This is a genomic window from Spiroplasma apis B31, from assembly GCF_000500935.1.
GTDB classification, from domain to species: Bacteria; Bacillota_I; Bacilli_A; order Mycoplasmatales; family Mycoplasmataceae; genus Spiroplasma_A; species Spiroplasma_A apis.
The window spans coordinates 61,356-86,181 of sequence record NC_022998.1; the positions used below are offsets into that span (position 1 = coordinate 61,356).

At 30.1% G+C, this 24,826-nt stretch carries 19 protein-coding genes and 1 other RNA gene; 19 read left to right on the forward strand and 1 reads right to left on the reverse strand.

Going from position 1 to position 24,826, the window contains the following annotated elements; genetic code table 4:
- The first annotated feature begins 9 nt into the window (after positions 1–9).
- The 9 genes from uvrA to SAPIS_RS00325 all read left to right on the forward strand — a co-directional run bounded on the left by uvrA (position 10) and on the right by SAPIS_RS00325 (position 10,527).
- On the forward strand, positions 10–2,853 hold the full coding sequence (gene uvrA, locus SAPIS_RS00285; protein ID WP_023788841.1) for an excinuclease ABC subunit UvrA: 2,844 nt from the start codon (positions 10–12) through the stop codon (positions 2,851–2,853).
- Positions 2,846–3,940: a bifunctional folylpolyglutamate synthase/dihydrofolate synthase gene (locus SAPIS_RS00290; RefSeq protein ID WP_023788842.1), complete on the forward strand. Its 1,095-nt coding sequence runs from the start codon at positions 2,846–2,848 to the stop codon at positions 3,938–3,940. Before uvrA ends, SAPIS_RS00290 begins: the two co-directional genes overlap by 8 nt.
- On the forward strand, positions 3,940–4,617 hold the full coding sequence (locus SAPIS_RS00295; RefSeq protein ID WP_023788843.1) for a folate family ECF transporter S component: 678 nt from the start codon (positions 3,940–3,942) through the stop codon (positions 4,615–4,617). The genes SAPIS_RS00290 and SAPIS_RS00295 overlap by 1 nt, the downstream gene beginning before the upstream one ends.
- A gap of 63 nt (positions 4,618–4,680) precedes the next feature.
- Positions 4,681–5,610 (forward strand): HPr(Ser) kinase/phosphatase, encoded by a 930-nt coding sequence (hprK, locus tag SAPIS_RS00300; protein ID WP_023788844.1) that lies wholly within the window; start codon positions 4,681–4,683, stop codon positions 5,608–5,610.
- Positions 5,603–6,973, forward strand: a complete 1,371-nt coding sequence (locus SAPIS_RS00305) for a prolipoprotein diacylglyceryl transferase family protein (protein WP_023788845.1) — start codon at positions 5,603–5,605, stop codon at positions 6,971–6,973. The genes hprK and SAPIS_RS00305 overlap by 8 nt, the downstream gene beginning before the upstream one ends.
- On the forward strand, positions 6,957–7,889 hold the full coding sequence (gene trxB, locus SAPIS_RS00310) for a thioredoxin-disulfide reductase (RefSeq protein WP_023788846.1): 933 nt from the start codon (positions 6,957–6,959) through the stop codon (positions 7,887–7,889). The genes SAPIS_RS00305 and trxB overlap by 17 nt, the downstream gene beginning before the upstream one ends.
- A gap of 136 nt (positions 7,890–8,025) precedes the next feature.
- Positions 8,026–9,348: a prolipoprotein diacylglyceryl transferase gene (locus tag SAPIS_RS00315; RefSeq protein ID WP_023788847.1), complete on the forward strand. Its 1,323-nt coding sequence runs from the start codon at positions 8,026–8,028 to the stop codon at positions 9,346–9,348.
- A gap of 10 nt (positions 9,349–9,358) precedes the next feature.
- Positions 9,359–10,306 carry a DNA-binding protein WhiA gene (gene whiA / locus SAPIS_RS00320; RefSeq protein ID WP_023788848.1) on the forward strand — a complete coding sequence of 316 codons (948 nt, stop codon included), beginning with the start codon at positions 9,359–9,361 and terminating at the stop codon, positions 10,304–10,306.
- Between the two features lie 2 nt (positions 10,307–10,308).
- Complete coding sequence (locus SAPIS_RS00325) at positions 10,309–10,527, forward strand: helix-turn-helix domain-containing protein (protein WP_023788849.1); 219 nt, start codon at positions 10,309–10,311, stop codon at positions 10,525–10,527.
- Between the two features lie 83 nt (positions 10,528–10,610).
- On the opposite strand, the gene SAPIS_RS00330 is transcribed toward SAPIS_RS00325, so the two are convergent.
- The gene (locus SAPIS_RS00330; protein ID WP_023788850.1) at positions 10,611–11,006 is read right to left on the reverse strand and encodes a rhodanese-like domain-containing protein; all 396 of its coding nucleotides are present in this window, start codon (positions 11,004–11,006) and stop codon (positions 10,611–10,613) included.
- Positions 11,007–11,217: 211 nt separating this feature from the next.
- Here SAPIS_RS00330 and secG point away from each other — a divergent pair, with 211 nt between their 5' ends.
- The 10 genes from secG (at position 11,218) to SAPIS_RS00375 (ending at position 24,825) form a co-directional block, all read left to right on the forward strand.
- The gene (secG, locus tag SAPIS_RS00335; protein ID WP_023788851.1) at positions 11,218–11,511 is read left to right on the forward strand and encodes a preprotein translocase subunit SecG; all 294 of its coding nucleotides are present in this window, start codon (positions 11,218–11,220) and stop codon (positions 11,509–11,511) included.
- A gap of 33 nt (positions 11,512–11,544) precedes the next feature.
- Positions 11,545–13,641, forward strand: a complete 2,097-nt coding sequence (gene rnr, locus SAPIS_RS00340) for a ribonuclease R (RefSeq protein ID WP_023788852.1) — start codon at positions 11,545–11,547, stop codon at positions 13,639–13,641.
- A gap of 11 nt (positions 13,642–13,652) precedes the next feature.
- Positions 13,653–14,099: an SsrA-binding protein SmpB gene (gene smpB / locus SAPIS_RS00345; RefSeq protein ID WP_023788853.1), complete on the forward strand. Its 447-nt coding sequence runs from the start codon at positions 13,653–13,655 to the stop codon at positions 14,097–14,099.
- A 13-nt stretch (positions 14,100–14,112) separates the two neighbouring features.
- The gene (locus tag SAPIS_RS00350) at positions 14,113–14,361 is read left to right on the forward strand and encodes a hypothetical protein (RefSeq protein WP_023788854.1); all 249 of its coding nucleotides are present in this window, start codon (positions 14,113–14,115) and stop codon (positions 14,359–14,361) included.
- A 444-nt stretch (positions 14,362–14,805) separates the two neighbouring features.
- A complete protein-coding gene (locus tag SAPIS_RS00355) occupies positions 14,806–16,608 on the forward strand; it encodes a PTS transporter subunit EIIC (protein WP_023788855.1) in 1,803 nt (600 codons plus the stop codon).
- A 331-nt stretch (positions 16,609–16,939) separates the two neighbouring features.
- Entirely contained in the window at positions 16,940–17,896 is a 957-nt protein-coding gene (locus SAPIS_RS00360) for an L-lactate dehydrogenase (protein WP_407636227.1), read from the forward strand.
- Positions 17,897–18,424: 528 nt separating this feature from the next.
- Positions 18,425–20,230: an ABC transporter ATP-binding protein gene (locus SAPIS_RS00365; protein WP_023788857.1), complete on the forward strand. Its 1,806-nt coding sequence runs from the start codon at positions 18,425–18,427 to the stop codon at positions 20,228–20,230.
- Between the two features lie 12 nt (positions 20,231–20,242).
- Positions 20,243–22,114: an ABC transporter ATP-binding protein gene (locus tag SAPIS_RS00370; RefSeq protein WP_023788858.1), complete on the forward strand. Its 1,872-nt coding sequence runs from the start codon at positions 20,243–20,245 to the stop codon at positions 22,112–22,114.
- Positions 22,115–22,426: 312 nt separating this feature from the next.
- Positions 22,427–22,835: a transfer-messenger RNA gene (ssrA, locus tag SAPIS_RS05260) on the forward strand.
- 43 nt (positions 22,836–22,878) lie between these two features.
- Positions 22,879–24,825, forward strand: a complete 1,947-nt coding sequence (locus SAPIS_RS00375; RefSeq protein WP_023788859.1) for an EAL domain-containing protein — start codon at positions 22,879–22,881, stop codon at positions 24,823–24,825.
- The last annotated feature ends 1 nt before the right edge of the window (position 24,826 follow it).

Genomic DNA, 24,826 nt, shown 5'->3' on the forward strand with positions numbered 1-24,826 from the left:
AGAAATAAAATGGCAAATAACAAACTGATAATAAAAGGTGCTAGGGAACACAACCTTAAAAATATTGATATAGAATTACCAAAAGAGAAATTAATAGTTTTTACCGGTTTATCTGGAAGTGGAAAGTCTTCACTTGCTTTTAATACTATTTATGCAGAAGGAGAAAGAAGATATATAGAATCATTATCTTCATTCTCTAGACAATTTTTGAAGTCAGTGGAAAAACCAGATGTTGACGATATAGAAGGACTAAGTCCAGCAATCTCAATTGATCAAAAAACCACTAGTCATAACCCGCGTTCTACAGTTGGAACAACTACTGAAATACACGATCACTTAAGACTACTTTATGCAAACGTTGGAACTCCATATTGTATTAACGGTCATGGTCCAATTCAAACTTCTTCAATCAAAGAAATAATCGATACTTTAAAAAAAGAAACGAGTGATCATGAACAATTCTTTATTTTGGCACCCGTAGTTAGAGATAAAAAGGGAACACACAAAGACTTATTCTTGAAACTAAATAAAGAAGGATTTATTAGAGCGCTAGTTAATGGCAAAATCAGAAACTTAGACGAAGACATAGAACTAGAACAAAATAAAAGACATAACATAGATATTGTGGTAGATAGATTAATTTATCAAGAAGATGATGAAGATTTGCAATCAAGAATATATGCTGCAATTGAGGTCGGTCTTTCTTATTCTAATGGTTTAATAAAAATACAATATCCTAAAAGAAATGATGAAACCCGTCTATTCTCAACTAAGTATTCTTGCAGTGAGTGTGGATTTATAATACCAAACCTTGAAGCAAACCTATTTTCTTTTAACAAAAAAAATGGAGCTTGTGAAGTCTGCTCTGGTTTGGGAGTTAACTTAGAAGCTGACCCGAGCCTGATTATTCCTGATGACAACTTATCTATCAGATCAGGAGGTATTCTTTATTATAAAAATCTAGTAGACAGTCAAAACATAGAATGACAAAAGTTTAAATCTTTATGTAATTACTACTTAATAGATTTGAATCAACCCATTAACACTTTATCTGCAAAACAAATGAAAGTCATATTATGGGGTAGTGAAGAACCAATCGAAACAAAAATAACAACTTCAAGCGGTAATGTCTATAATGCCTTCGATTATACTGAGGGAGTTGGAAGTTTAATTGAAAGAAGATTTATTGAAACTAGTTCTGAAGAAAATAGAAAATATTATGGAAAATACATGGTATCAAAAGAGTGTAAAGCTTGTCAAGGACAACGTTTAAACCCAATTGCATTGAGTGTAAAATTAAATGGATTAAACATTGCTGAGTTTGTGAATTTAACCATCGAGGAAGAACTTAACTTTTTATTAAATTTAAAACTTACTGAACAACAAGAAAAAATAGCAAGCCTAGTCCTTCAACAACTTTTATCTAGAATAAGTTTTTTAAACGAAGTCGGTCTAAACTATTTAACACTTTCTAGAAGTGCAACCACTTTATCTGGTGGAGAGGCACAAAGAATTCGTTTAGCTAAACAACTTGGTTCGAAGCTGTCTGGGGTCCTATATGTTTTGGATGAACCTTCTATAGGATTGCACCAAAGAGATAACGACAAATTAATCAATACTTTGAAAAAGCTAAGAGATTTAGGGAATACCCTTATAGTTGTTGAACATGATGAAGATACTATGAAAGAAGCTGATTGAATTGTTGATATTGGCCCAGGAGCCGGGACACGCGGTGGAGAAGTTATGGCCCAAGGAACATACGAAGATATTTGTAAAAATGAAAACTCGATAACTGGACAATATTTATCTAAAAAATTATCTATACCAACACCAAAAAAACGTAGAGGTGGAAATGGGAAGAAGTTAGAAATTCTCGAAGTTACAGAAAACAACTTAAAAAAAATTGATGTGACCATACCACTTGGTAAGTTTGTAACTATTACAGGAGTAAGTGGTAGTGGTAAATCAACATTAGTTGAAGAGGTAATATACAAAGGTCTCCGTAAGGAAATAAACAATGAATTAATTAGACCTGGTAAGTACAAAAAAATGAAAGGTCACGAGAATATCGATAAAATAATTTATGTCTCACAAGACCCAATTGGTAAAACTCCTAGATCAAATCCAGCAACATATACATCTGTTTTTGATGATATTAGAGACCTTTTTGCAGAAGTCCCAGAAGCTAAAATTCGCGGATATAAAAAAGGAAGATTTAGTTTTAATGTACCAGGTGGAAGATGTGACACTTGCCAAGGTGATGGAGTTGTTAGAGTGGATATGCAGTTTCTTGGTTTTGTGGAAGTTGTTTGTGAAACTTGTAACGGACGTAGATATAATGAAGAAACTTTACAAGTTAAATACAAAAAGAAAAATGTACACGATGTATTAAATATGACAGTAGAAGAAGCTTATGAGTTTTTTGAAAACGTTCCAAAAATTAATCTTAAATTAAAAACAATACTTGACGTAGGTTTGGGTTACATTAAACTCGGACAAAATGCAACTACTTTGTCTGGGGGAGAAGCTCAGAGAGTTAAGTTATCTACTTTCTTGTTAAAAAAATCAACTGGAAAAACAATGTTCTTACTTGATGAACCAACAACGGGTCTTCATATAGATGATGTAAAGCGATTAATAAAGATTTTAAATATTTTAGTAGACCAAGGAAATACAGTTTTAACTATTGAACATAATTTAGACTTCATCAAGGTTTCTGATCATATAATTGATTTGGGACCAGATGGAGGTTCAGAAGGTGGGAACATTTTAGTAACAGGAACCCCTGAACAAGTTTGTTTGTCATCGGAAAGTTATACTGCCAAATACCTTAAGGCATACTTAAATGATTAGTGTAGATAAAAAACTTATCCCATTCAAGACTTATTTTCAAAGGCAATATAACCTAAGTAAACTTTTGAATGATATTGGTAATCCACAAAATAAATTTGAGGTTGTAAATATTGTAGGCACCAATGGGAAGGGTTCAACAGCTAAGTTTATTTATGATAACTTAGTCGGTAAAATAGCTAACATCGGTCTTTTTACATCGCCAGCATTTTTATTTCATAATGAGCGAATTAAGGTAAATGAAAATTTCATTACTGATAAACAATTAAAAGCAATCATCAAAAAATATAAAAAAACTTTTGCGAACTATAAGTTAACGTTTTTTGAAATTTGAACTTTCGTTGCAATAATTTATTTTACACATATGAATGTAGAACTCGCAATAATAGAAGCTGGCATTGGTGGTATTTTGGATTCCACTAATGTATTTCAAAATCAAAAAGCAGTCTGCATTACAACTATTGATTTAGATCACACAGAAGTTTTAGGGTCAAAAGTTGAAAACATAATTGAACAAAAAATAGGGATTGTCAAACCAAATGCAAAGGTTTTTATTAGCAACGACAACTTAAAATACAAAGATATTATATCGATGTATTGTAAGAATGATATAGATTATTGCGAGATTTTTCAAGGAGAACAAACATACCAAAAGTACAATAAAGGTTTGGCAAAAGAACTTGTTGAGTACTTAGGTTATTCTTTTACAAGTTATCTAGAACCTCCTTTAGGTAGATTGACCATCTTAAATAAAAATCCCTTGCTATTAATCGATGGATGTCATAATATCTCAGGGGCAAGAGAGTTGTCCAAAGAATGCAAAAAAATCCCAAACCTAACAATTTTGTTCGCTGCGATAAAAGGTAAAGAACAAAACGAAATGATAGAAGTTTTAGAAAAAAGCTGTGATAAACTTTTTGTTACAACATTCAAACATTTCAAAAGTTGGGACATTAATAAAGTTGATCATCCGAATAGGGTCAAGAACTGAAAAAAGTTTTTAAGAAAAAATAAAGATAAAAGTATTCTTATATGTGGAAGTTTATATTTCATTCCATTAATATATAAGTGGTTTTTAAGGAGAAAATAATGAATTTTTACATTTTGACAAATATTATAGGTATTATTGGTGTTTGTGCCACCTTAATAATTGCACTAGCAATGGAAAAGTTTACATTTAAAAAAATAAGTGTTAAGCACTTAACTGTCATATCAACTTTTGGCGCTTGTTCTGTTGTATTAACGAATATACTTGGTTACAATATTCCGATATTAGGAAATATTAGATTAGCTTTTGGTGATTGAATTATATTCTTTTTAGGAATGCTATTCGGACCAATTTGTGGTGTTATGTCTGGAATCTCGATAGATGTTGTAGGGTCAGTTATACCAAATAGTTTTGGATACCACGCGGGTTACATGTTTAACAAATCTGTTTTAGGATTACTGGGTGCACTTGTATTCATTTTTAAAAAAGAAAAACATATACTTTTAAAAGTAATTTTACTATATAGTATCGGATACGTACTCCAAAGTCTTTTACTTAACCAGATATGGATGATGTCTTGAAAAGGAGAAGCAGCTTGAGTAGATTTGATAGGTAAATTGATAAAGTTACCAATAACTTTACCCATTTATATATCTGTGACATATTCAAGCTTCAGAATTATAAAACCATTACTTAATAAATGGACTATGGAGAATGTTTGGTGTTTTAGAAACAAAAACACAGCTACTAGCTCATATTTAACTAGTGATAAACTTTAATGAGTTTAAAACTAGTTTTTTTTATCCATAAATCTCGTTATAATAATTAAAGCGAGGTTACTTATGAAAAAACTAACACTTAAAAACTTAATAGAAAAGTTTGATTTAGAAGTATTGGCTGGTTTAGAAAAAATAGACAGTCAAGTAAAAGTTTATGGTCTTAATCGAGCAGGTTTGGAGTTAACTGGTTACTTTGAAGAGGGAGCTAAATCACACAGGCTTGTTCTAATGTCAACAAAAGAGTATAACTATATCATGAATTTCGATGTGAAAGAACGTGAAGGACGTTATCGAAAATTATTGATGAAGGATATTCCGGGAGTTATCATTACATCTAAGTTCACAGATGAAGTATTTTTTAATGTAGCAAAGGAATTGAATGTTCCTGTTTTAAGAACTTCAATTGAGTCTACAAGTGACTTTATGCACAACTCTCTAGATTATATGGATTATTTTTTCGCACCTAAAATAGAAATGCATGCTTCTTTTATGAATATATTTGGGAAAGGCGTTATATTCATTGGCGAGTCTGGAATCGGTAAATCTGAGATTGCAATGGACCTTGTTAAAAGTAATCATTTATTTGTTGGTGATGATAGGATTGTGGTGACAAAAAAAGCCGGCTCTCTATTTGGGAGAAGCCATGAAATCTTAAAAAATTTAGTTGAAGTTCGCGGTATCGGTATAATTGATATTTCAAAAACAAATGGTTATCAAGTAATTATGGAGGAATCAACAGTTGATTTGGTCATTGAATTATCAGCATTTAAAAAAGATGGTGTTGATGATTCTGAAAGGTTAGGAAAAGATTTTCAAAGTTATAATATTTTAGGAGTTGATGTTCCCTACATAAAAATACCAGTTTCTTCTGGAAGAAATATTCCTAATATAATAGAAACAGCAGTTTCAAAATTAAAAATAACACAGAGCGGACTTTATAATGATGATGCTTCTCTATTAACGGAAAGAGTGATGGCTTTTACAGATGATTAATTTTTTAGCCGATGATCAAAGAAACACGTCAAATGAACTGTGAAATAACGGATCAGATTACTTATCTTTTATGTATCCTATACTTGTACTATGCGGGGTGCTTGTAACAATTATTGCATCTGCAATCCAACTTAAAATAAGAAAAATACCACTTAAAGAGTTTATGAATTCTATTTATATAGTTATTCCAGCTGGTGTAATTGGAGGGTCTATATTTGGTAAGTTAGGTACAAATACTCCGATATATAAACTTATATTTATTTGAGAACCGGGACTAAGTATTTTTGGTGCTTTATTTGCTGGTGGAGCAGCGGGGTTTGTTTGATTTTGATATCAAAGACATCACACAAAAATCTCTATATGAGTTTATGCTGATTGTATTGTTCCAAATATATTATTAGGACAAGCAATAGGGCGATGAGGAAATTTATTCAATCATGAGATTTTAGGAAGGCAAACTGATATTTCAAAGTTTCAATGATTACCTGAGTGAATTTGAATGAGATTGTTTTATTTTGTTGACCCTTCAACGGGTCAAAAATTATCAAGCCTAAGCTATAACGAACCGCTATTTTTATTTGAATCGATTGCTACATTGATGACTTGATTTTTTATAACATTTTTTATCGCGAATCTGGGTAAAATTATTAGTAAAAAACCTTGGAATGTTAATCCTTTAGCATTTCCTTGTAAAAAATGAGTTTCAAAAAACTCGCTTCAAGACTTTGACAACACTTATCAAAATATTATTTACAAGGTAAATGATAATGGTGAATATAAGTTATCAAAAAGACAAGCATGGTTAAAAGCTTATTTTGTGTATCAGGCAGATAGTCAAGAAGTGAAATCTGCTCAAAGTATTATCGACAATCACAAGCGTTCGTATTTACAAGCTTTAGATAAGTATAAAGGAGTTAAACTTAAAAGAGATAATGAGATAAACGTAATTAAAAAAGAAATGTTCAAAAAACGATTATCTAAAAAAGAATTCAGATTGCGTAAAAATAATTTGAAAAAAGATTATGGAAAAATTTTGAAAGAGTTAAGATGAAAGAAAAGTAGACTATTAAATTTCTTAACCTTGAACTCACAAGAACTATATAATATCAATAATAAGGATAAGTATTGTGTCATTCATTCTGGTGTATTGTGCTCCACATATGTTATATTTTATTCTATAATTAGATTTATATTAGACACATCAAGAACAACCTATGAGTTGTCGTTCAAATGAAATCCCGTAATGAATTATCTTTCCTTAACAGGAATATTGATTTTGGGGTTCATAATGTTGATTTGCGCTCAGTTTATAGCGCCAAAAAAATGAAGGGAAGAAGGTTGGTTGTATGAAAAATCATATTAAAACAGATTACGATTTGATTATAGCGGGTGCAGGTCCAGCTGGATTAACCGCTGCGCTTTACGCTTGTAGGGCTGGCTTGAATGTGCTAGTTTTAGAAAAGGAAGCACCAGGTGGAAAAGTTGTTAAAACTGGTGAAATTGAAAATTATCCTGGATTTAACTCTATTAATGGACCAGACCTAGCTTTCAAATTTTTTGATCAAGCAACTGCCATGGGTGCAAAATTTGAGTTTTCAGGATTGTTAGACTTCGAAAAACAAGATATTTTTACTGTTAAATTAGAAAATGGAAAAGAAATCACTTGCAAATCATTAATAATAGCAACTGGAACTAAAGAAAATTTATTAGGTGTACCAGGAGAAAAAGAACTTTATGGTAAAGGAGTTTCATATTGCGCTGTGTGTGACGGTAGCTTCTATAAAGATGTACCTGTTCTAGTTGTTGGTGGAGGATATTCTGCTATTGAAGAGGCTATATTTTTAACTAGATTTGCTTCAACAGTTTACATAGTACATAGAAGTCAAAACTTTAGAGTTGATAATAAATCACTTGAAAAAGCTAAGAAAAATGAAAAAATTAAATTTATTCTAGATAGTGTTGTTGAAAGAATAAATGGTGATAACAAAGTGGAAAGTGTTGATGTTAAAAATCTCAAAACACAAAAAACCGAAAGTTTTGAAGTGAAAGGTATTTTCCCATTTATTGGTCAATATCCCGTTACAAGTTTCATTAAACACGAAGAAATCTTAAATGATCAAAGACACATAAAAAGTGACGAAAACATGAAAACGTTGATTGAAGGTTTATTTGTAGCAGGAGATGTTAGAAACACACCTTTCAGACAAATTGCGACCGCGGTAGCTGATGGAGCTTTAGCAGGACAAAACGCTGTATCATATATTGAAAATCTCGACTAAAGTCGTTTTTTTTCATAAAATTGAAAATAATTACACGAAAAAGTTCATTTATAAAATTTATATTTTAATTTTCATACTCTTGATAACAACGTATACAATTTATGTTAAAATTTTAAAGGTTAAGGAGTGTTTTTTAATGGAACAATGAACGACGGGTGACAAATTTCCAAATAACCCCAACATAAATCCGCAATGAACAATACAAGGTGACTACGGTTTCTTACATGTTTATGCATTTACTATGACTTTGGGTGTTATTGTCACTATAGCCATATCCGCCTTTAAATTTTGGCGAAAAGGGCTTAGCTTACGTGAACTGTTGATAGGAGCTTGTTTGAGTGTACCTGCTGGTTTGTTTGGAGCTAGTTTCTTTGGTAAACTAAATGCCGACGGTTATGGTAAAAATGCAAATGGAGCTAGTTTCTTTGAACTATTTGCATTTTGAAAAGAAGGAATGTCGATTCATGGCGCATTATTTTTAGGAGGTTTTGTTGGTATATTAATCTTCTATATTTTAGGTCGTAAACAAAGAGTATCTGTCTTAGTTTACATGGATTGTATATTACCAAATATACTTATCGGACAAGCTATTGGAAGATGGGGAAACTTTTACAACCACGAAATTTTTGGAAAACCAGTCTGAGATGTATCTAGTCACAGTCCAAACCCCTTAAACTGACTACCTGAGTTTTTAAGAGTAAATACTCAATTTAAATACACAGGTAGTGGGGGTGAATTTATTAATGGCATTGAAATGATTAATGGTCATACTTATCAAATGCAACCAATTTTCTTTTACGAATCTATAGCTTTATTTTTAGCTTGGATTGTAATTACGGTGTTCATTCCCGGTATTGGTAGATGAATAAGTAAAAAACCATGAAATTTACATCCAGAAACTTACCAACTCGATTTAAAATATTCGTTTAAGCACGCTTTTACTTGAAAAAAAGACGCTGAAAAACAAACATACTTCGAAGTTTGAAAAAAAGCCTTTTATTCAAATAACAACGAACAAGCAATTAAAAAATATAAAGAAGAGATAACTAAATTGCAAGGAACTAATTCACTTGCAAATAAATGAAAAAAAGGAAAAATGTTAGTTGACGCTAACAATCCAGACAATTATAAAATAATTAAAGCAGGTGTTGAAGCTGGAGCATATTTCTTTTTGTGAAACTTAATTAGATTTGTATTAGAACTTGGTAGACCTAATGATCACTTGTTTTTAATTTATCTACCGACAGCTTCATATATAGCGGTTGGTCTTACTTCCTTATTTGGATTACTTTTTATGTTAGTGTCACAGTTTATTTTTCCTAACTTAATCAGGACCCCTGGTTATGTTTATGAAAAGGAATATTTTTATACTGAGGAGGTTATTGATAAAATGACCTCTCAAGAGAGTAAATTAAAAAAAGTTTTAACAAAAGTAATAAGTAAAAAGAAAAGCAAGTAGGGTGATTTAAATGTCTTTTGCAATGAAAGTGAAAGAAGAAATCTTAGAACACACTTTTAGTAAAGAACAAACCATCATGCTACTTTCGGGCTTCATAAAATACAATGGAGAACTTATTTCTTTAAACGAAAACACAGTCTTGAAACTTTTTTCGCATTCTAATAATGTTATTCGAAAGATATATGCTTTAATTAAAGAAATATATGTTGGTAACATAGAAGTATCCATTATTGATTCGAAAAAATTAAAGAGAAAAAAAATTTATCAATTATTATTAACAACTAACGTTATCAATTTTTTAGCAAAGTATAACATCTATGATATAAAAAAATCTAAAAATTATATCGAAATATATTTAAACTCGGATGAAACCGAAAATTATGGTCTTACGAGAGCCTATATTTCGGGTGTGTTTATTGCTGTTGGAAGTGTTAACTCTCCACAAACAACAAATTATCATGTTGAACTACAAACAAAAGAACTGGAATCAGCTAAATATCTTTGTGATCTTTTAAACCAATTTGATTTTGGTTTTAAAGTTACTACAAGAAAAAAGAAATTTGTATGTTATGCAAAAAAGTCACTTGTAGTATCTGATTTTCTCAAGTTTGTAGACGCCGCAAAGGCCGTGTTAATGTTTGAAAATACTAGAATAAGTCGGGATGTAAATAACAATGTTAACAGAATGTTAAATATTGAAATTTATAATCAACAAAAAACTTATAACGCTGGAGTCAAACAAGTAAGGCAGATATCACACATTATGGAAAAAAACATGTTTGACGAATTATCTAAAAAGGCACAAGTGTTAGCACAAGTGCGTTTGGAAAATCCGGAAGCAACCTTCTCTGAACTCGGTGAAATTCTGAACGAAGAGAAGAATGTAAAAATTACCAAGTCGGGAATTAGTAATCTTTTTAAAATTATTGAAAGGTTGTCAGAAAGCATTGGTGAATAGATATGGAAAAAAACAACATAATCTTTATATTTAGTCAAAATATGAAAGAACTAAGAGTAAAAGCAAACATGACTCAAGAAGAATTAGGGTTTAAATCTAAGTTACATAGAAACTACATTTCAGATACCGAAAGAGGTAAAAGAAATGTATCTCTTAAAGCAATTGAAAAAATTGCTGAGGGATTAGGTGTTAATGCTATTGAATTATTTAAAGGTTTCTAAATATTTAGAAAACAAAAAAACATTTTTTGAAAACTCAAAAAATGTTTTTTTTGCCTAATTTATATTTTTTATTAATTTGCGAATTAGTAAATAACAACTTCTGTAAAATTTTCAAACAAAGGGTTATTTCTAATGTCATCATAATTACCGTACAATAAATAAGATTTGAATCCTTTGGATTTTAATGTTTTATAAATTGTTAAATGACTTCTATAATTATTGTCTAATATTAAAATTTTCGAGTCTTTGTTTATTTTCTTAAAATATTTATAATTAAAAGTTGTGACAGGGATGTTAATGGAACCTTTTAAATGATGTTCCGAAAAAGATAGACTATTTCTAATATCGACAATTTGTCATTTTGGGTTATCAATTATGTTTATCAATTTTTTTATACTTTTCGTTCTAAATTTTTTCTTGAAATGATTTGTCTTCAAAAATCTAGAGAAAAACTTTATAACATAATCTAATCACTGCATAATCTCACCGTTATGATTATACTATTCATTCTCATATTTTTGGGGTCTGAGATAAACTTTTAATTATTTTTTTAACTACCTTTTAAAGCGATTGGTATAAGAATGCCAATCATTAAGAACAAATAAATTGTGTCTTTGTACTTTTACACATTCTTTTTTAGAAAAAGTATGAGAAAATATAGTAATATTATATTGAATTGGAGGCGAAAGTGTGTTAGAAATATTGGCAAGCACATCACAAAGACAACTTGGTAACCAAGTGATATTTGTTTTTGAAATACTAGGCTTAGTGGTCTCGTTCTTGATGATTATGGTTGGACTTATCCAAAATAAAACATCTCAAACAGGCTTAAGTGCACTGAATGGTGGAAATGATGAATTATTTTCTAACTCAAAGGAAAGAGGAACAGATAAAACAATGTCCCTTTGAATGTTTGGGTTGGGAGCTTCACTATTTGTTATTACAATAGTTATAGGTATAATTACAAACACTGTTCTTAAATAATGGTGTTTTTTTATTAGAAAGAAAAGAGTTAATATGAAAGATCTAATTATGAAGGCTATTGGAGTTGATAATAAAACTCACATCAATAACCTTTTACAAAAGTTAAACAAGGATTACGAGGAAATTTTAAGTAATTTAAAGGAGCTTCAACAAGGTTACAAAATAGGTTGGTCAAAAGAAAATGTAATTTATTATATTGGTGCTAAATATAAGCTTGGTGTGATAAAAATAAATGATAAAGGTTTTGGATTTGTCAAAGATATGAATGAAGTTTGTGATGATTATTTTGTGCCTCCGATGAGTTTGAATGGTTCAATCTCCACTGATGAAGTTGTTTTTACTTTGGAAAAAGAAAATGATGACAGGTTTAGAGCCAACATTGAAGACATAAGTTGTAGGACAAAAACTTCCTTAGTTGGCGAAATACAACCCAGCAAAGACGGGAGGTTTCTTGACTTTATATCTAATGAACCTGGTTTTAAAAACTACCGGATTGTTATGGTCAACCAAAAAGATTTTCACCTCAAAAAAGACATAATTGTAAAAGTAAAAATTCTAGATGTACGAGAAAAAAAACTATTTACTCGTATACAAAAAATTATTGGTGATGCTAATAAGGCAGTCGATAGAATAATTTCAATTGCCTATGAATATAATATTCATCCAGATTTTAATAAACAAACTCTTAGCAATGCAGATCAAGTAGCGGTACCTTTAAACTATGGTGACCCTCAGATAAAAAGGCGTTTACCAAAAAGCTTGGTAGATAAAAATTTAGTTACAATCGATGGAGCAGACTCAAAAGATTTAGATGATGCAATTTATGTAGAGAAAGTAAAAGAAGGCTTCAAATTAATAGTAGCTATCGCTGATGTGAGTTATTATGTTACACCGTTTTCACCTTTAGACTCAACAGCATTATTTAGAGGTAACTCGGTATATTTAGCAAATAAAGTAATACCTATGTTGCCTGAAAAATTATCTAACGGTGTTTGTAGTTTAAACCCTTATGAAGATAAACTTTGTTTAGTAGCTGAAATAACTTTTGACAAAAATGGAAAAGTTTTAAATAGAGATGTCTATGAGTCAATTATGAACTCTAAAGCACGCCTTACTTATAAAGAAGTAAATGATTTTTATGCCACAGGTAAATTAGATCATAACAAAGAAACAGCAAAAATGTTAGAAGTAGCTAAGGAGTTACATGACCTATTAGATATGGAGCGATCAGTTCGAGGAGTAATAGAGTTTGATATACCAGAACCAAAAATAATCTTAGATAAAGATAGCAATGTAATTGATATAAAGCCAAGAGATAGAGGAATTAGTGAAAAGCTGATTGAGAATTTTATGGTGAGTGCAAATGAATGTGTGGCCACTATCATCTTTAAAAAAGAACTACCTTTCATTTATAGAAATCATGGTGTTCCAAAAGAAGAAAAGTTAATTGAATGACACTCCATAATAAAGGCTCTTGGTATAAACGTTAAGTTAACAGAGTCTGATAAAGCAAATCCTAAAACTATCAATAAGGCTCTTAAAGAAATTGAAAAACAAATATCAGATCAAACCGAACGAGATGTAATAAACGTTACTTTACTTAAATTTATGGAAAAAGCACAATACGAGCTAGAAAATATTGGTCATTTTGGCTTAGCCAGCGATTGTTATACACACTTTACAAGTCCAATAAGAAGATATAGTGACCTTATGGTACATAGATTTTTAAAACAATATTTAGTAGAAAAAGATGTTAGAAGCTTTAAACAAGAACAGAATGAAAAATTTATTTTAAAGGCTTGTAATATAATAAATGATACAGAGAAAAACGCCGTTAATGCTGAAAGAGAAGTTAATAAAGTCTGTATGGCCGAGTTTTTAAAATCAAAAATCAATCAAGAGTTTGAAGGAATAATAGCAGCAGTACTTAAGTTTGGTTTATTTGTTCAACTTGAAAATTGTGTAGAGGGTTTAATTCACATATCTGAACTACCTGATTTCAAGTTTGATGAAAAAGCCAACATCCTTGTTGATAAACAGAATAAAATATTTAGGTTAGGTCAAAAAATAAAAATCAGAGTTAAAAACGCAGATATTAAAAAAAGAATAATCGATTTTGTTCTTGCTTAAAGGGGATTTTTATGGGTGAATTTGTAATATTAAAAAATAAAAGAGCTTATTTTGATTATGAAATCATCGAAAAATTAGAAGCGGGTATAGTGCTAACCGGCCCCGAAATTAAATCGATAAGAGCTAATGAAGTGTCGATAAACGAAGCGTTCATTTTGATTAGAAAAGGTCAAGTAGAATTATTGAATATGAATATAAAAAAATATGAATATGCAAATTTTGTAGTTCAGGAACCAACTAGAACAAGAGTTCTACTACTAAATAAATCAGAAATAAATAAATTACTCAAAAAAATAAAGCTCGAGAATCTTACACTAGTACCATTAAAACTTTATTTTAAAAACAGCTATGTCAAATTAGAAATTGGTTTAGCAAAAGGTAAAAAAAACTACGATAAACGTGAAACAATCAAAAAAAGAGATATAGAAAGAAGACTTAATAAAATAAAAAAAATTTAGTCGAGGTGACTCAATGTCTACTTATAAAATAATATATTTAAGCGCAGCATGTGCTTTCTACGCAATCACATTAATTTTATTCATAATATGATTAATATTAAAAATTAGAAAAAGATCAGAAGTTTCAGTTACACTTAAAAATACTCAAAAGGGAGGATTAGCGGGGTTATTGGACTTTACAAAAAGACATATATTAACATACTCAATCGTTTTTTGTTTAACAATGGCGATTGCCTCAACCTTCTTAATGATTCAGGCCTAAACCTGTTTTTTTTTTTTTTTTTTGAAAACAGGGTCTGAATACAAATTATAAGCAGAAGTTTTTATACAAATTTTTGAACATTCTGTTTTTATTGTGATATTTTTCGAATATCTAGAAACAATACACATCACAAAACACCAGTATGCACACTAACAAGTCCTTTTTCCTTATTAAAGAAACTTTTTTATGTTGTCATTAGTTGAATCCTTCACTTATATGCGATAAGTTTGCCAAATTAAACATTTTTCGAAGTTAGAAGATTAAACCTTTAGTCAAAGATAACTTTATTGTGGTTGGTTTTAAAAAACACCTTGTAAATAAAGGGTTTTTTAAACTTATCAAAAAATTTCCCAATTTATGAAAATATGCAAAAAAAATTCCTTTTTCTTAAAAAAAAGAATAAAATAAATTTATGGTTATTAAACCTCTAGAAAGGATATAAATATGACAAAAAAAATAACAAAAGAAAATGTTAATGCTAAAACAGGTACTACTTGGTCTAGGTTTAGAGCAAGTACAGCAGCAACATTCTCAAAATTAAGTAAAGCCTTTTTGTTACCTATAGCATTGCTACCAATTGCTGGAGTTTTTCTTGGTGTTGGTGCAACTATAGCTAACGAAGCGGCGAAAGATTCGTTCCTATGATATTTAGGTACTACAATGAATAAAATGGGAGATGTTGCATTTGGTAACCTTCCTATTCTATTTTGTATAAGTGTTGCCATTGCTTATACTGAAGATTCAGGTGTAGCCGCAATTACAAGTGTTGTTGGTTTCTTGGTTCTTAATGGTATACAAGCAGCACTTATAACAAAAAATGGTAAAGAAGTTGCAACCAGCTATAATATGTTGTGGTGAAAAGAAATCCCAACAGGCTTGATTACACAAAATGTTGGTATAACTTCTTTAAATACGGGGGTATTCGCGGCTATATTTGTTGGGGCAATCGCTGCCTTTATGTACAATAGATTTCATAAGACACAGCTACCACAATTTATAAGCTTTTTTTCTGGAAGTAAGTTAGTACCTATAATCACTTTCTTTGCTGTTATCCCATTATCATTCTTCTTCCTATTCATATGACCTCCAATAGGTCTAGGACTACAATGATTTGGTACAAATTCAGGTAAACTACCAGTTGGAGTAGATTCTCTAGTTTATGAAATTATTGAGCGTTCATTAGTTCCTTTTGGACTACATCACGTATTCTACGCTCCCTTGTGATGAACAAGTGCAGGGGGATCAATTAGTGGAGCATTACTAGAAAATCCAGATAAAATAATTGATTGAAGTAACCCTACATTCTATACAGAAGGTTCACCTTGAACAACTCAACAAGTTTACAATTGAATAAATTCACAACCTGGTGGTGATGATTTCCTAAAAGCAATTGGAGATCAAACTATGATGTACAGAGTTATAGGTAATGATTTTGGAATAACATTTACTGATTTACAAAATCTAGGACTTAACTTAGGAAGATTCCAATCAGGTAAATTTGCATTTATGATGTTCGGTCTACCTTGTGCAGCTCTTGCAATGTGATTGAATGTTCCTAAAGAAAATAGAAAACAAGTAATGGGAATTTATTTCTCTGCAGCGTTCACTTGCTTCCTAACAGGAATAACTGAACCAATTGAGTTTACATTCTTGTTCTTAGCACCTTGATTATTCTATGGTGTTCATATGCCATTAGCAGCAATTTCATTCATGCTAACCGGTTTGATGAAAGTGCACGTATCAATGACAGTTTCTGGGGGATTCATCGATTACATAGTGTTCGGTCTGATACCTTTAAAACTAGGAACTAATTGATATCACGCTTTATGAATAGGTGCAATAATGGCACCGGCATATTTCTTCTCATTCTTCTTTGCAGTGAAATATGCAAACGTAAAAGTTCCCGGTAGAGAAGGTGATGCTACATTATATACAAAAGCTGACTTCAAAGCTAAAAGCGGAAATGGTTCAAACCTTAAAGCCGAAGCTCAAATTGAAAAAGCTACTAAAATAATTGAGTATTTAGGTGGAGAAAGTAACATTACCGCTGTAGACTCTTGTGCTTCAAGATTAAGATTAACTGTAGTCGATGGCACAAAGGTGAACAAAGAGGGTATAATGTCACTCGGGGGATCAACTGGTATAATTATCAAAGGTTCTAGTGTCCACGTAGTTTATGGTGGAGAACAAGAAGTAATTAAACCAAATATGCGAGAGATCCTAGCTAAACAAAGATCTTCTAAATAATAAAAAAATCTATGAGTATTCTCATAGATTTTTTATTCTTTATTAAACTTATGTATTGACTTTCAATAGCCCCTAAGGATTCTATGTATATTTTTGATGGAAATATTTTTGAATAAGAAACTTTAAAAAGAAAATAGACTAATTAAATATTTAACTAAAAGTGTAGACTTTGAGCTTTTCGGTCATAAGAATTGAAAGGAACTATCAACAGTGGCATTCAAAGTCACCGTAAACGTTTCGTAATAAAGATAATGAATTAACAAAGATAATAAAAATTTATTACTACAAATTGAAATGTGTTATTATGACAATGTAGGATAAGGAGACATTCATAATGAAAAAAGAACAAAAAATAGTATTAGTTGGTTGTGGGGCTGTAGGAACAAGTTTTGTGTACTCAGCTATTAATCAAGGATTAGCACAACATTATGTTTTAATAGATGTATTTAAAGATGCAGCTGAAGGAAACGCATTAGATTTATTAGACACACACGCAGTTTTATCAAGTCCATTTGACTCAATCAAAGCAGGAGATTACCAAGACTGTAAAGATGCAGATCTAGTAGTAATTACAGCAGGTAGACCTCAAAAACCTGGTGAAACAAGACTTGAAATGATTGCTGATAACGCAAAAATTATGAAAGAAATCGCAACAAGCATCAAAAAGTCAGGATTTAAAGGAGTAACACTTATTGCTTCTAACCCAGTTGATGTTTTAACAAGAGTTTATCAAAAAGTTACAGGTTTTGACTCAAATAGAGTTATTTCTTCAGGAACCACACTTGATTCTTCAAGATTAAAAAGATTATTGGCAGATAAGTTAAATGTTATTCCTAGATCTGTAAAAGCATATTTATTTGGAGAACACGGGGATTCATCAGTAGCTGCTTGAAGTAATGCAACTGTTATGGGTAAATCTTTACAAGCATACCTAGATAATGGAAAAATCACAAAAGAGGATTTAGAAGAAGTAAAAAACGATGCTGTACATATGGCTTACAAAATAATTGAGAAAAAAAGAGCAACATTCTACGGTATCGGAGCTTGTTTGGCAAGAATCTCTAAAGCTATCTTGACTGATGAAAAAGCGCAACTAATGGTTGGTGCACAGTTAACAGGACAATACGGTATTAACGGAGTTTATACAAGTGTTCCTTGTATTCTTGGATGAAATGGTATTGAAGAAATCTTAGAATGAGATCTTACTTCAGAAGAACTAAGCGGTTTTGGTGCATCATGTAATCAACTTGAAGAAGTGTTCAAAACAGCTGAAGAAGCTATTAAATAATAATCTATTATGTGACTATTTAATTAATAGTCATTTTTTTATACTAAAAAAACCAAAATTTTTCTAGACTTAATTTTTTTAAAATATATGTATTAAGAAATTTATAGTGGTAAAATAATTTTGCGTAATTACAAAAGTCAATTAAATAAATCAAAGATCGTTTAATTCTTTTGAAAAATCTTAATATTTAGTTATGGTAAATTTAAAAATTATATCCATATAACTTATTTAGATATGTGATTAATAATGAATGGGTGTTCAAATTGTTTATCGTATAAAATTACTCTTTTATTTATCAATATTTACATAAATCTTTTTCAATATAAAATTTATTAATATATCCACAGTTCATTGATTCCTTAACTAAAGAATTAATTTAACGGATTTATACTTTTGTATTTTACTAGATTTTTGTCTTTGTTTATACCCAATTACAGTTGGTGATTGAGTGTAAGTTGATTAATTTTATTGAAATGAAAATCAAATATTAATGTTTTATTAAGTACTTATATAAAGAAAGGTGAAAATATGCAAACATTGGACGAAAGAGTTAAATTTTTCTCTAAAACAAAATTCAAAAAGCTTGGTATTCTTTTAAAAGAAGTTGCAAAAGAATATCCTGTACTTTTTTCTTCATATATAATAATAGCTTTTATAGATACATTTTTGTTCTCTGCTATGTCTATTGTTATTACGAACCTGATAAAAGTTATAAATCAAGAAGGTGGTAATTCTCTTTTTGGGCTACCAATGTATTGATATAATTGAGCAATAATTGGTGCTGTCATGATAGTATGTTTTGCTTTTTCGGAATTTACACTAAATTATCTTAGTGGATTGCTTACAAGAAAAGCTGAAATTTTTCTAAGGGTGAAATGTTTAGATAACTTAACTAATGTAGACCTTAGTTTTTATTCAAAAAATCAGATTGGAAATATAATGACAAAAATAGTTGGTGACTCACAAGGGGTAGCCGATGGTTTGAATGAGTTTGGTGTCAACCTGATATATTGTTTTGTAATGTTCACCACTGTTAATACAGTTATGTTCTCATTAGATGTCAAAATTGCTAGCATTTGTTTAGGACTATTTTTCATATTATTTTTAATATCTTGAATAATATTTTTCGCATACCAAAAAGCACTTATAACATCAATCGATTATAAACAAAAACTTGATACTGATAATACTGATCGATTAATGAATATTCGATTAATAAAGTCTTCTGGAACAGAACTTTATGAATTAGAACGTGTCAAAGAATTTAATAAGGAATACGATAAAAAAATCAACAAAACTGTTAAAATTAACGCTTGTCTTGTTATATTTTCAAACTTCTTTGGTTGAATTCTCCCTGGAATTACAACTATATTGGTTATTGTATTGTATAAAGATATTTGAGAGTTAAAAAGAGTTGTCTCATTGGCTATTGGATTTATGTCATCTGTTTCAATCTTAACCTCGGCTGTATTTTTATTGCCAATTATTTTAAGAGCTTTATCAAGAACCATAAACTGTAATACAAGACTAAACTTTATATATTCTCATGAATCATTAATAAAATACATAGAGGAACCAATAGTTGTGAATAACATTGACTCTATTGAGTTTAAAGATGTAGAATTTTCTTACCCTGAATCACCTTCAAAACCAATCCTCCCAACCACAAACCTAGTGTTTGAAAAAGGAAAAAGTTATGCTTTTGTTGGGGAGACAGGTAGCGGTAAGTCTACAATTGCAAAACTGTTACTTAGATTTTATGACCCTAAAGCAGGAAGTGTTCTTATCAATGGGGTTAACTTAAAAGAAATAGATCTTCCTAGTTATTTAGATAAAGTTGGTTATGTTGAACAAGAGCCGCAAATATTATATGGTACTGTAATGGATAATATAAAATATGCTAAGTTTGATGCTTCAGATGAAGAAGTAATTGAAGCGGCTAAAAAGGCCCAGATTCACGACTTCATATTAACTCTTTCTGATAAATATGACACTATTCTAGGGGAAAGAGGATTTATGTTATCAGGAGGACAAAAACAAAGATTAGTAATAGCTAGAATGTTTTTGAAAAATCCTCAATTATTGATTCTTGATGAGGCAACTAGTGCATTAGATAATATTGTCGAAAAAGAGGTACAAGCACAATTAGATAAATTGGTGGTGGGAAGAACTACAATTGTTATTGCTCACCGTCTTTCAACAATTAAAAATTGTGACAAAATTGTTGTTTTAGGGCAAAATGCTCAAGGAATAATACAAATCGGAACATTTGATGAGTTAAAAGAACAAGAAGGAAGATTTAATAAGTTATATAAAGCAGGATTAATGGGATAGAAGGAGGTTTTTATGGCATTCGAAGAAAAAGCAAAAGAAAGTATCTTAAAACAAATAGATAAAGAACGCAAACATAGAGGTTATATAAAAATGATTTTTATTTACCTAAGAAAACATAAGTTGTTTGCTCTTTTAATTTTTATCCTAGCACTAATGGCTAGCTCAATTGGAGTATCTGCTCCTTTGGTTATGAAACAAATTATGAAGTGTCTTGTTGATATGACAGATGAGAGCCAATCTCAACCAACAACAAAGTTTATTATTTGAGACTTTACTTGATTGCATTGAGTTTTACTTCAAATAGCAATGTATTGTGGTCTTGGAATAAGTATTTTTTCATTAAATATTGCAGTAGGTAAGTTAGGTAAAGCTGTCGAAATATATTTAAGAAATGAAACTGTACGAGCACTTATTCAACAAGATATTTCATACTATTCTGATAAGAAAATCGGAGAAATTCTTACTAAGTTGGGTGCAGACACTTGAATAATTGGTGAACAAACTCAAAATATTCCAATGATGATTCTTATCGCTATATTCAACTTTATCGGTTCTTCAGTCGTACTTATCTCAGTTGATTGAAGATTAGGACTAATATCAATGTCTTTTGTTGCTTTTGGTTTGTCTGCAATTCTGATCTTCTTTTCAAAAGTAAAAAGTTGAATAAAAAAATTACGTACAACAATAACATTCGTTAACGGAGATGTCACTGATAGAATTGGAACAATTCGTCTTATTAAAGCAAGTGGTACAGAAAGTTACGAGAAAAAAAGATTCAGAGAAATTCACACCGAATTTTATGAAACTGTAAGAGCTTTCTTCAAAAGACTAAGTTTTGTTCTTACAAGTGCTTTTGTCTCTATTATGGCAATTCAATTACTAATTCTTACAACTGCATACGGGTTTTATAAAAATGATACTGAAAAATTACTTATCATTACAACTTCGTTTATCTCAGGATTAGGTACAATGACATCTCCAATCTTTCAGTTATTAAGAGCTTTATTCGGTTTCTTGATGGCGAACGAATGTACTCGAAGAGTATTTCAAATTATTGATTCTAAGCCAATAATGGATCCACACTTTTATTCAGGTCAAGGAAAAATAATAGATAAAATAGACAAAGACATAATATTTGAAAATGTTTCTTTTAACTACCCAGAAAAACCCGAAAAAAATGTATTACCAAAATTTAACTTTGTTTTTGAAAAAGGAAAAAGCTATGCTTTTGTAGGGGAAACTGGTAGTGGTAAATCTACAATATCCAAATTATTATTAAGATTTTACGACCCAACAGAAGGACGAATATTGATTAATGGAGAAGTTGATTTAAAAGAGTTACACTTAAAATCATATCTTGACCTCGTTGGTTATGTCGAACAAGAACCCCAAATAATGTTTGGAACTGTTAAAGAAAATATAAAATACACAACTCCAAATGTCACCGATGATGAAGTTATCGAAGCGGCTAAAAAAGCAGACCTTCATAATTTAATAATGTCTTGACCAAACAAGTACGAAACTATTCTTGGTGAAAGAGGGTTTATGTTGTCGGGAGGACAAAAACAAAGACTAGTAATAGCTAGAATGTTTTTAAAAAACCCACAAATTCTAATTTTAGATGAGGCAACCAGTGCCTTAGACAATATTGTTGAAAAAGAAATTCAAGCAGAATTAGAAAAACTTATGATCGGTAGAACTAGTGTTTCTATAGCTCACAGACTTTCAACAATTAAAAATTGTGATCATATTATAGTTCTAGCACCAGGGAAAGGTGTAGTCCAAATTGGTACGTTTGATGAATTAAAAAATACTGAAGGACATTTTAAAAAACTATATGATGCAGGATTGATGAAAACCGAGGAAGTTAAGAACTTGATTTAATTTGCAAACAATGAAACTTAAAATAAAAAGCTCTACACTATAAACTAGTGCAGAGCTTTTTTGTCTGTAGTTCAATGTATAATGATGAAAAGATGAGTAATATAGTAAGTACAGTTTCCCAAGGTTGACATAACAAAAAATGTAATCATTTTAAAATATTTAACTATCTTTTCAATACCTTCAAATTTATTAGGAAAAAAACTTTTTAAAGATTTGTACATATCAAAATTACAAAATTAACATTCACTTGTTAAAAAAGATTTTGATAAAATAAAAGAATTTTCTTTTATGATTGATTTATAATAAACATATGGGGGTGCCCTGGTTTCGACAGGATATATCCTTGCTATAACTGCAGTGGTTTGGTAGACCTTAATACTTCTAGGTTTGATAAAATGCAAACAAAAATAAAAATGAATTTGAAATGCCAGCATTCATGATCAATAATGCATCAGCTGGAGTTGCTTTAGCAGCTTAATTAAACAATAGTTTAATAGCATTCAACACTATTCGATGTTCTTGTACTTCATTGTGTAGTGCCTTACCTAGTACAATAGAGTGAACTAATTTGGTGATAAACTCACTCGAAATTAAACACCAACACTAAAAACGATTTTTTGTTAACTTCTGTAGTTTCTAGTGTATATAAAAGTTAACTAAACTGTAGACGTTATGGTTAGGAGTATTTTGGACGCGGGTTCGATTCCCGCCATCTCCACCATTTTTTTTGTTTAATTATAGTATAAGAAAGGAATGTGACATCTATGAATTTTACATCATCGCTAATCGCATGTCTTTCTTACATTATAATTACAATTTTAATATTTACCATCACGTGAGGACTCTCAAAACATCTTTTTGAAAAAATAAAAATTTACTACGAATTAGTTCTTGGCGTAGCACTTGGTGTTTTATCTTTGTTTGGTGTAATTATAATTTCTCTTCTAATGTCTAAGGATAAAAATTTACAGTTATCAATTTTGTTACCTATATTTTTATTTTGAACTTGTTTATTATTCATTTCTCCTTATTCTTCTATTGGGGTTCTTAGTTGTAATTTAATAGCTCTTTTGTTATTTCCAAAAATATTCCCAGAATATTTCGGACAAATCGAAGGAGCAGCAATGATCTCAATAGTGGTTTTAGCATACTCAGTAACCTTTATATTATTTTTTATAAGTTTGTTTTATAAAAAAATAACAAAAGGACTGATATGATCAGTTACAACGTTCTTTATTTTATTGAGTGGTTTTGTATCATTCATGCCAATCATAAAAGATAAAACAGCTTTAAATAATTTTGGTACCTTATTATTATGGTTGGGTGTAAGTTATCTAGCATATGCATACTTAACAGTTGTTAATCAAGTTCACACTCATGCAATTAAATTGCAAAACATTGTAAGGTATGAAGATCAATATTATCTTAACTCTGCATCTGCACACGAACAAATTTTGAATAATATTTGAAAAAATAAAATCAGGTACGGTATTTATTTAAATTATTATATATCCAACTTTGAGAAGTTTGAAACAAAAGTAAATACGAACATTAAAGAAACTATAGTATCTGAAATCTCTTCACAAGCTTACAACTTGTTCTCCAATAAGTTTTCGGGTTCAATATTCTTCAAGCCGAATTACAAAAACTTTGGGGTTTTCATTCCCTTAATGGAACATGACCAATTAGCTGACAAAGAGAAAAAAGAAGTCTTATCGAAGGAAGTGGAACTAATAATCAAAAGCATTACCTCAGATTTCTTTATAGAGAATTATAGAGTAAGTGTAAAAATTAAATCAGTCATGTCATTTTATGGTCTACATTCTAACAATCTTGATACACTTCTTGAATATAATAACTTAGCACAAAGTCACATAACCTTTGCTAACGAGCAAGTATTAAATGAGATTCAACCACAACAAATAACTAAACAAAAAAATAGAAATAAAAAGATGCTTTCTTTAAATGAAATTGTAGCATTGAATCACTGTTCTGTGCTATTTGAACCTATTTATTTCTCAGGGATAAAAGACTTTTTTGGTTACAATTTGAATAATATGATCGAAGGTTCTGAAGTAAATTCATCTCTTTTTGAAGAAAATAAAAACATAATTGAAAATTATGGACTTCAGTCTTTATTTACTAGATATCTTGCACTCTATTCTATTAAAACATTGGCTAAATACAAAATTAAAGATAAAAAATTATTTTTAAGTTATGACATTGGTTACTTTACTAGTCCAGAATTTGACTTCCAAGATTTTATAACTAAAATTAATTTATATAAAATAAATAAAAAGAACTTGGTAATTTGTTTTGATATAACACAAGAAGTGGTTAACAAAAATTACCTAGAAAAAAACATTAATCTTTGCATGGAAAAAGGACTTAAGATAGCTGTAACTAACTTCGGAGCACTTGGAACAGATTTTAGCTTGTTGGAATTTTATAAACCTACTTATATCTTTTTAGAAGGAGACATTGTAAAAAAAATTAACTTAATAAAAGAGAATGAAGCTATATTGTTAAACTGTATAGCTATTGCAAATAAACTAAAGGCTAAATTAATTGCACAAAGAGTAGATACTTATATGATTTATAAAACTTTAAAATCAAAAGGTGTAGAATATTTTAGTGGCGACCTAATAGGAAGCTCAAGTGAACCTACACCATTAATTGGTACAGAACTTAGATATTTATTAAACAAATAAA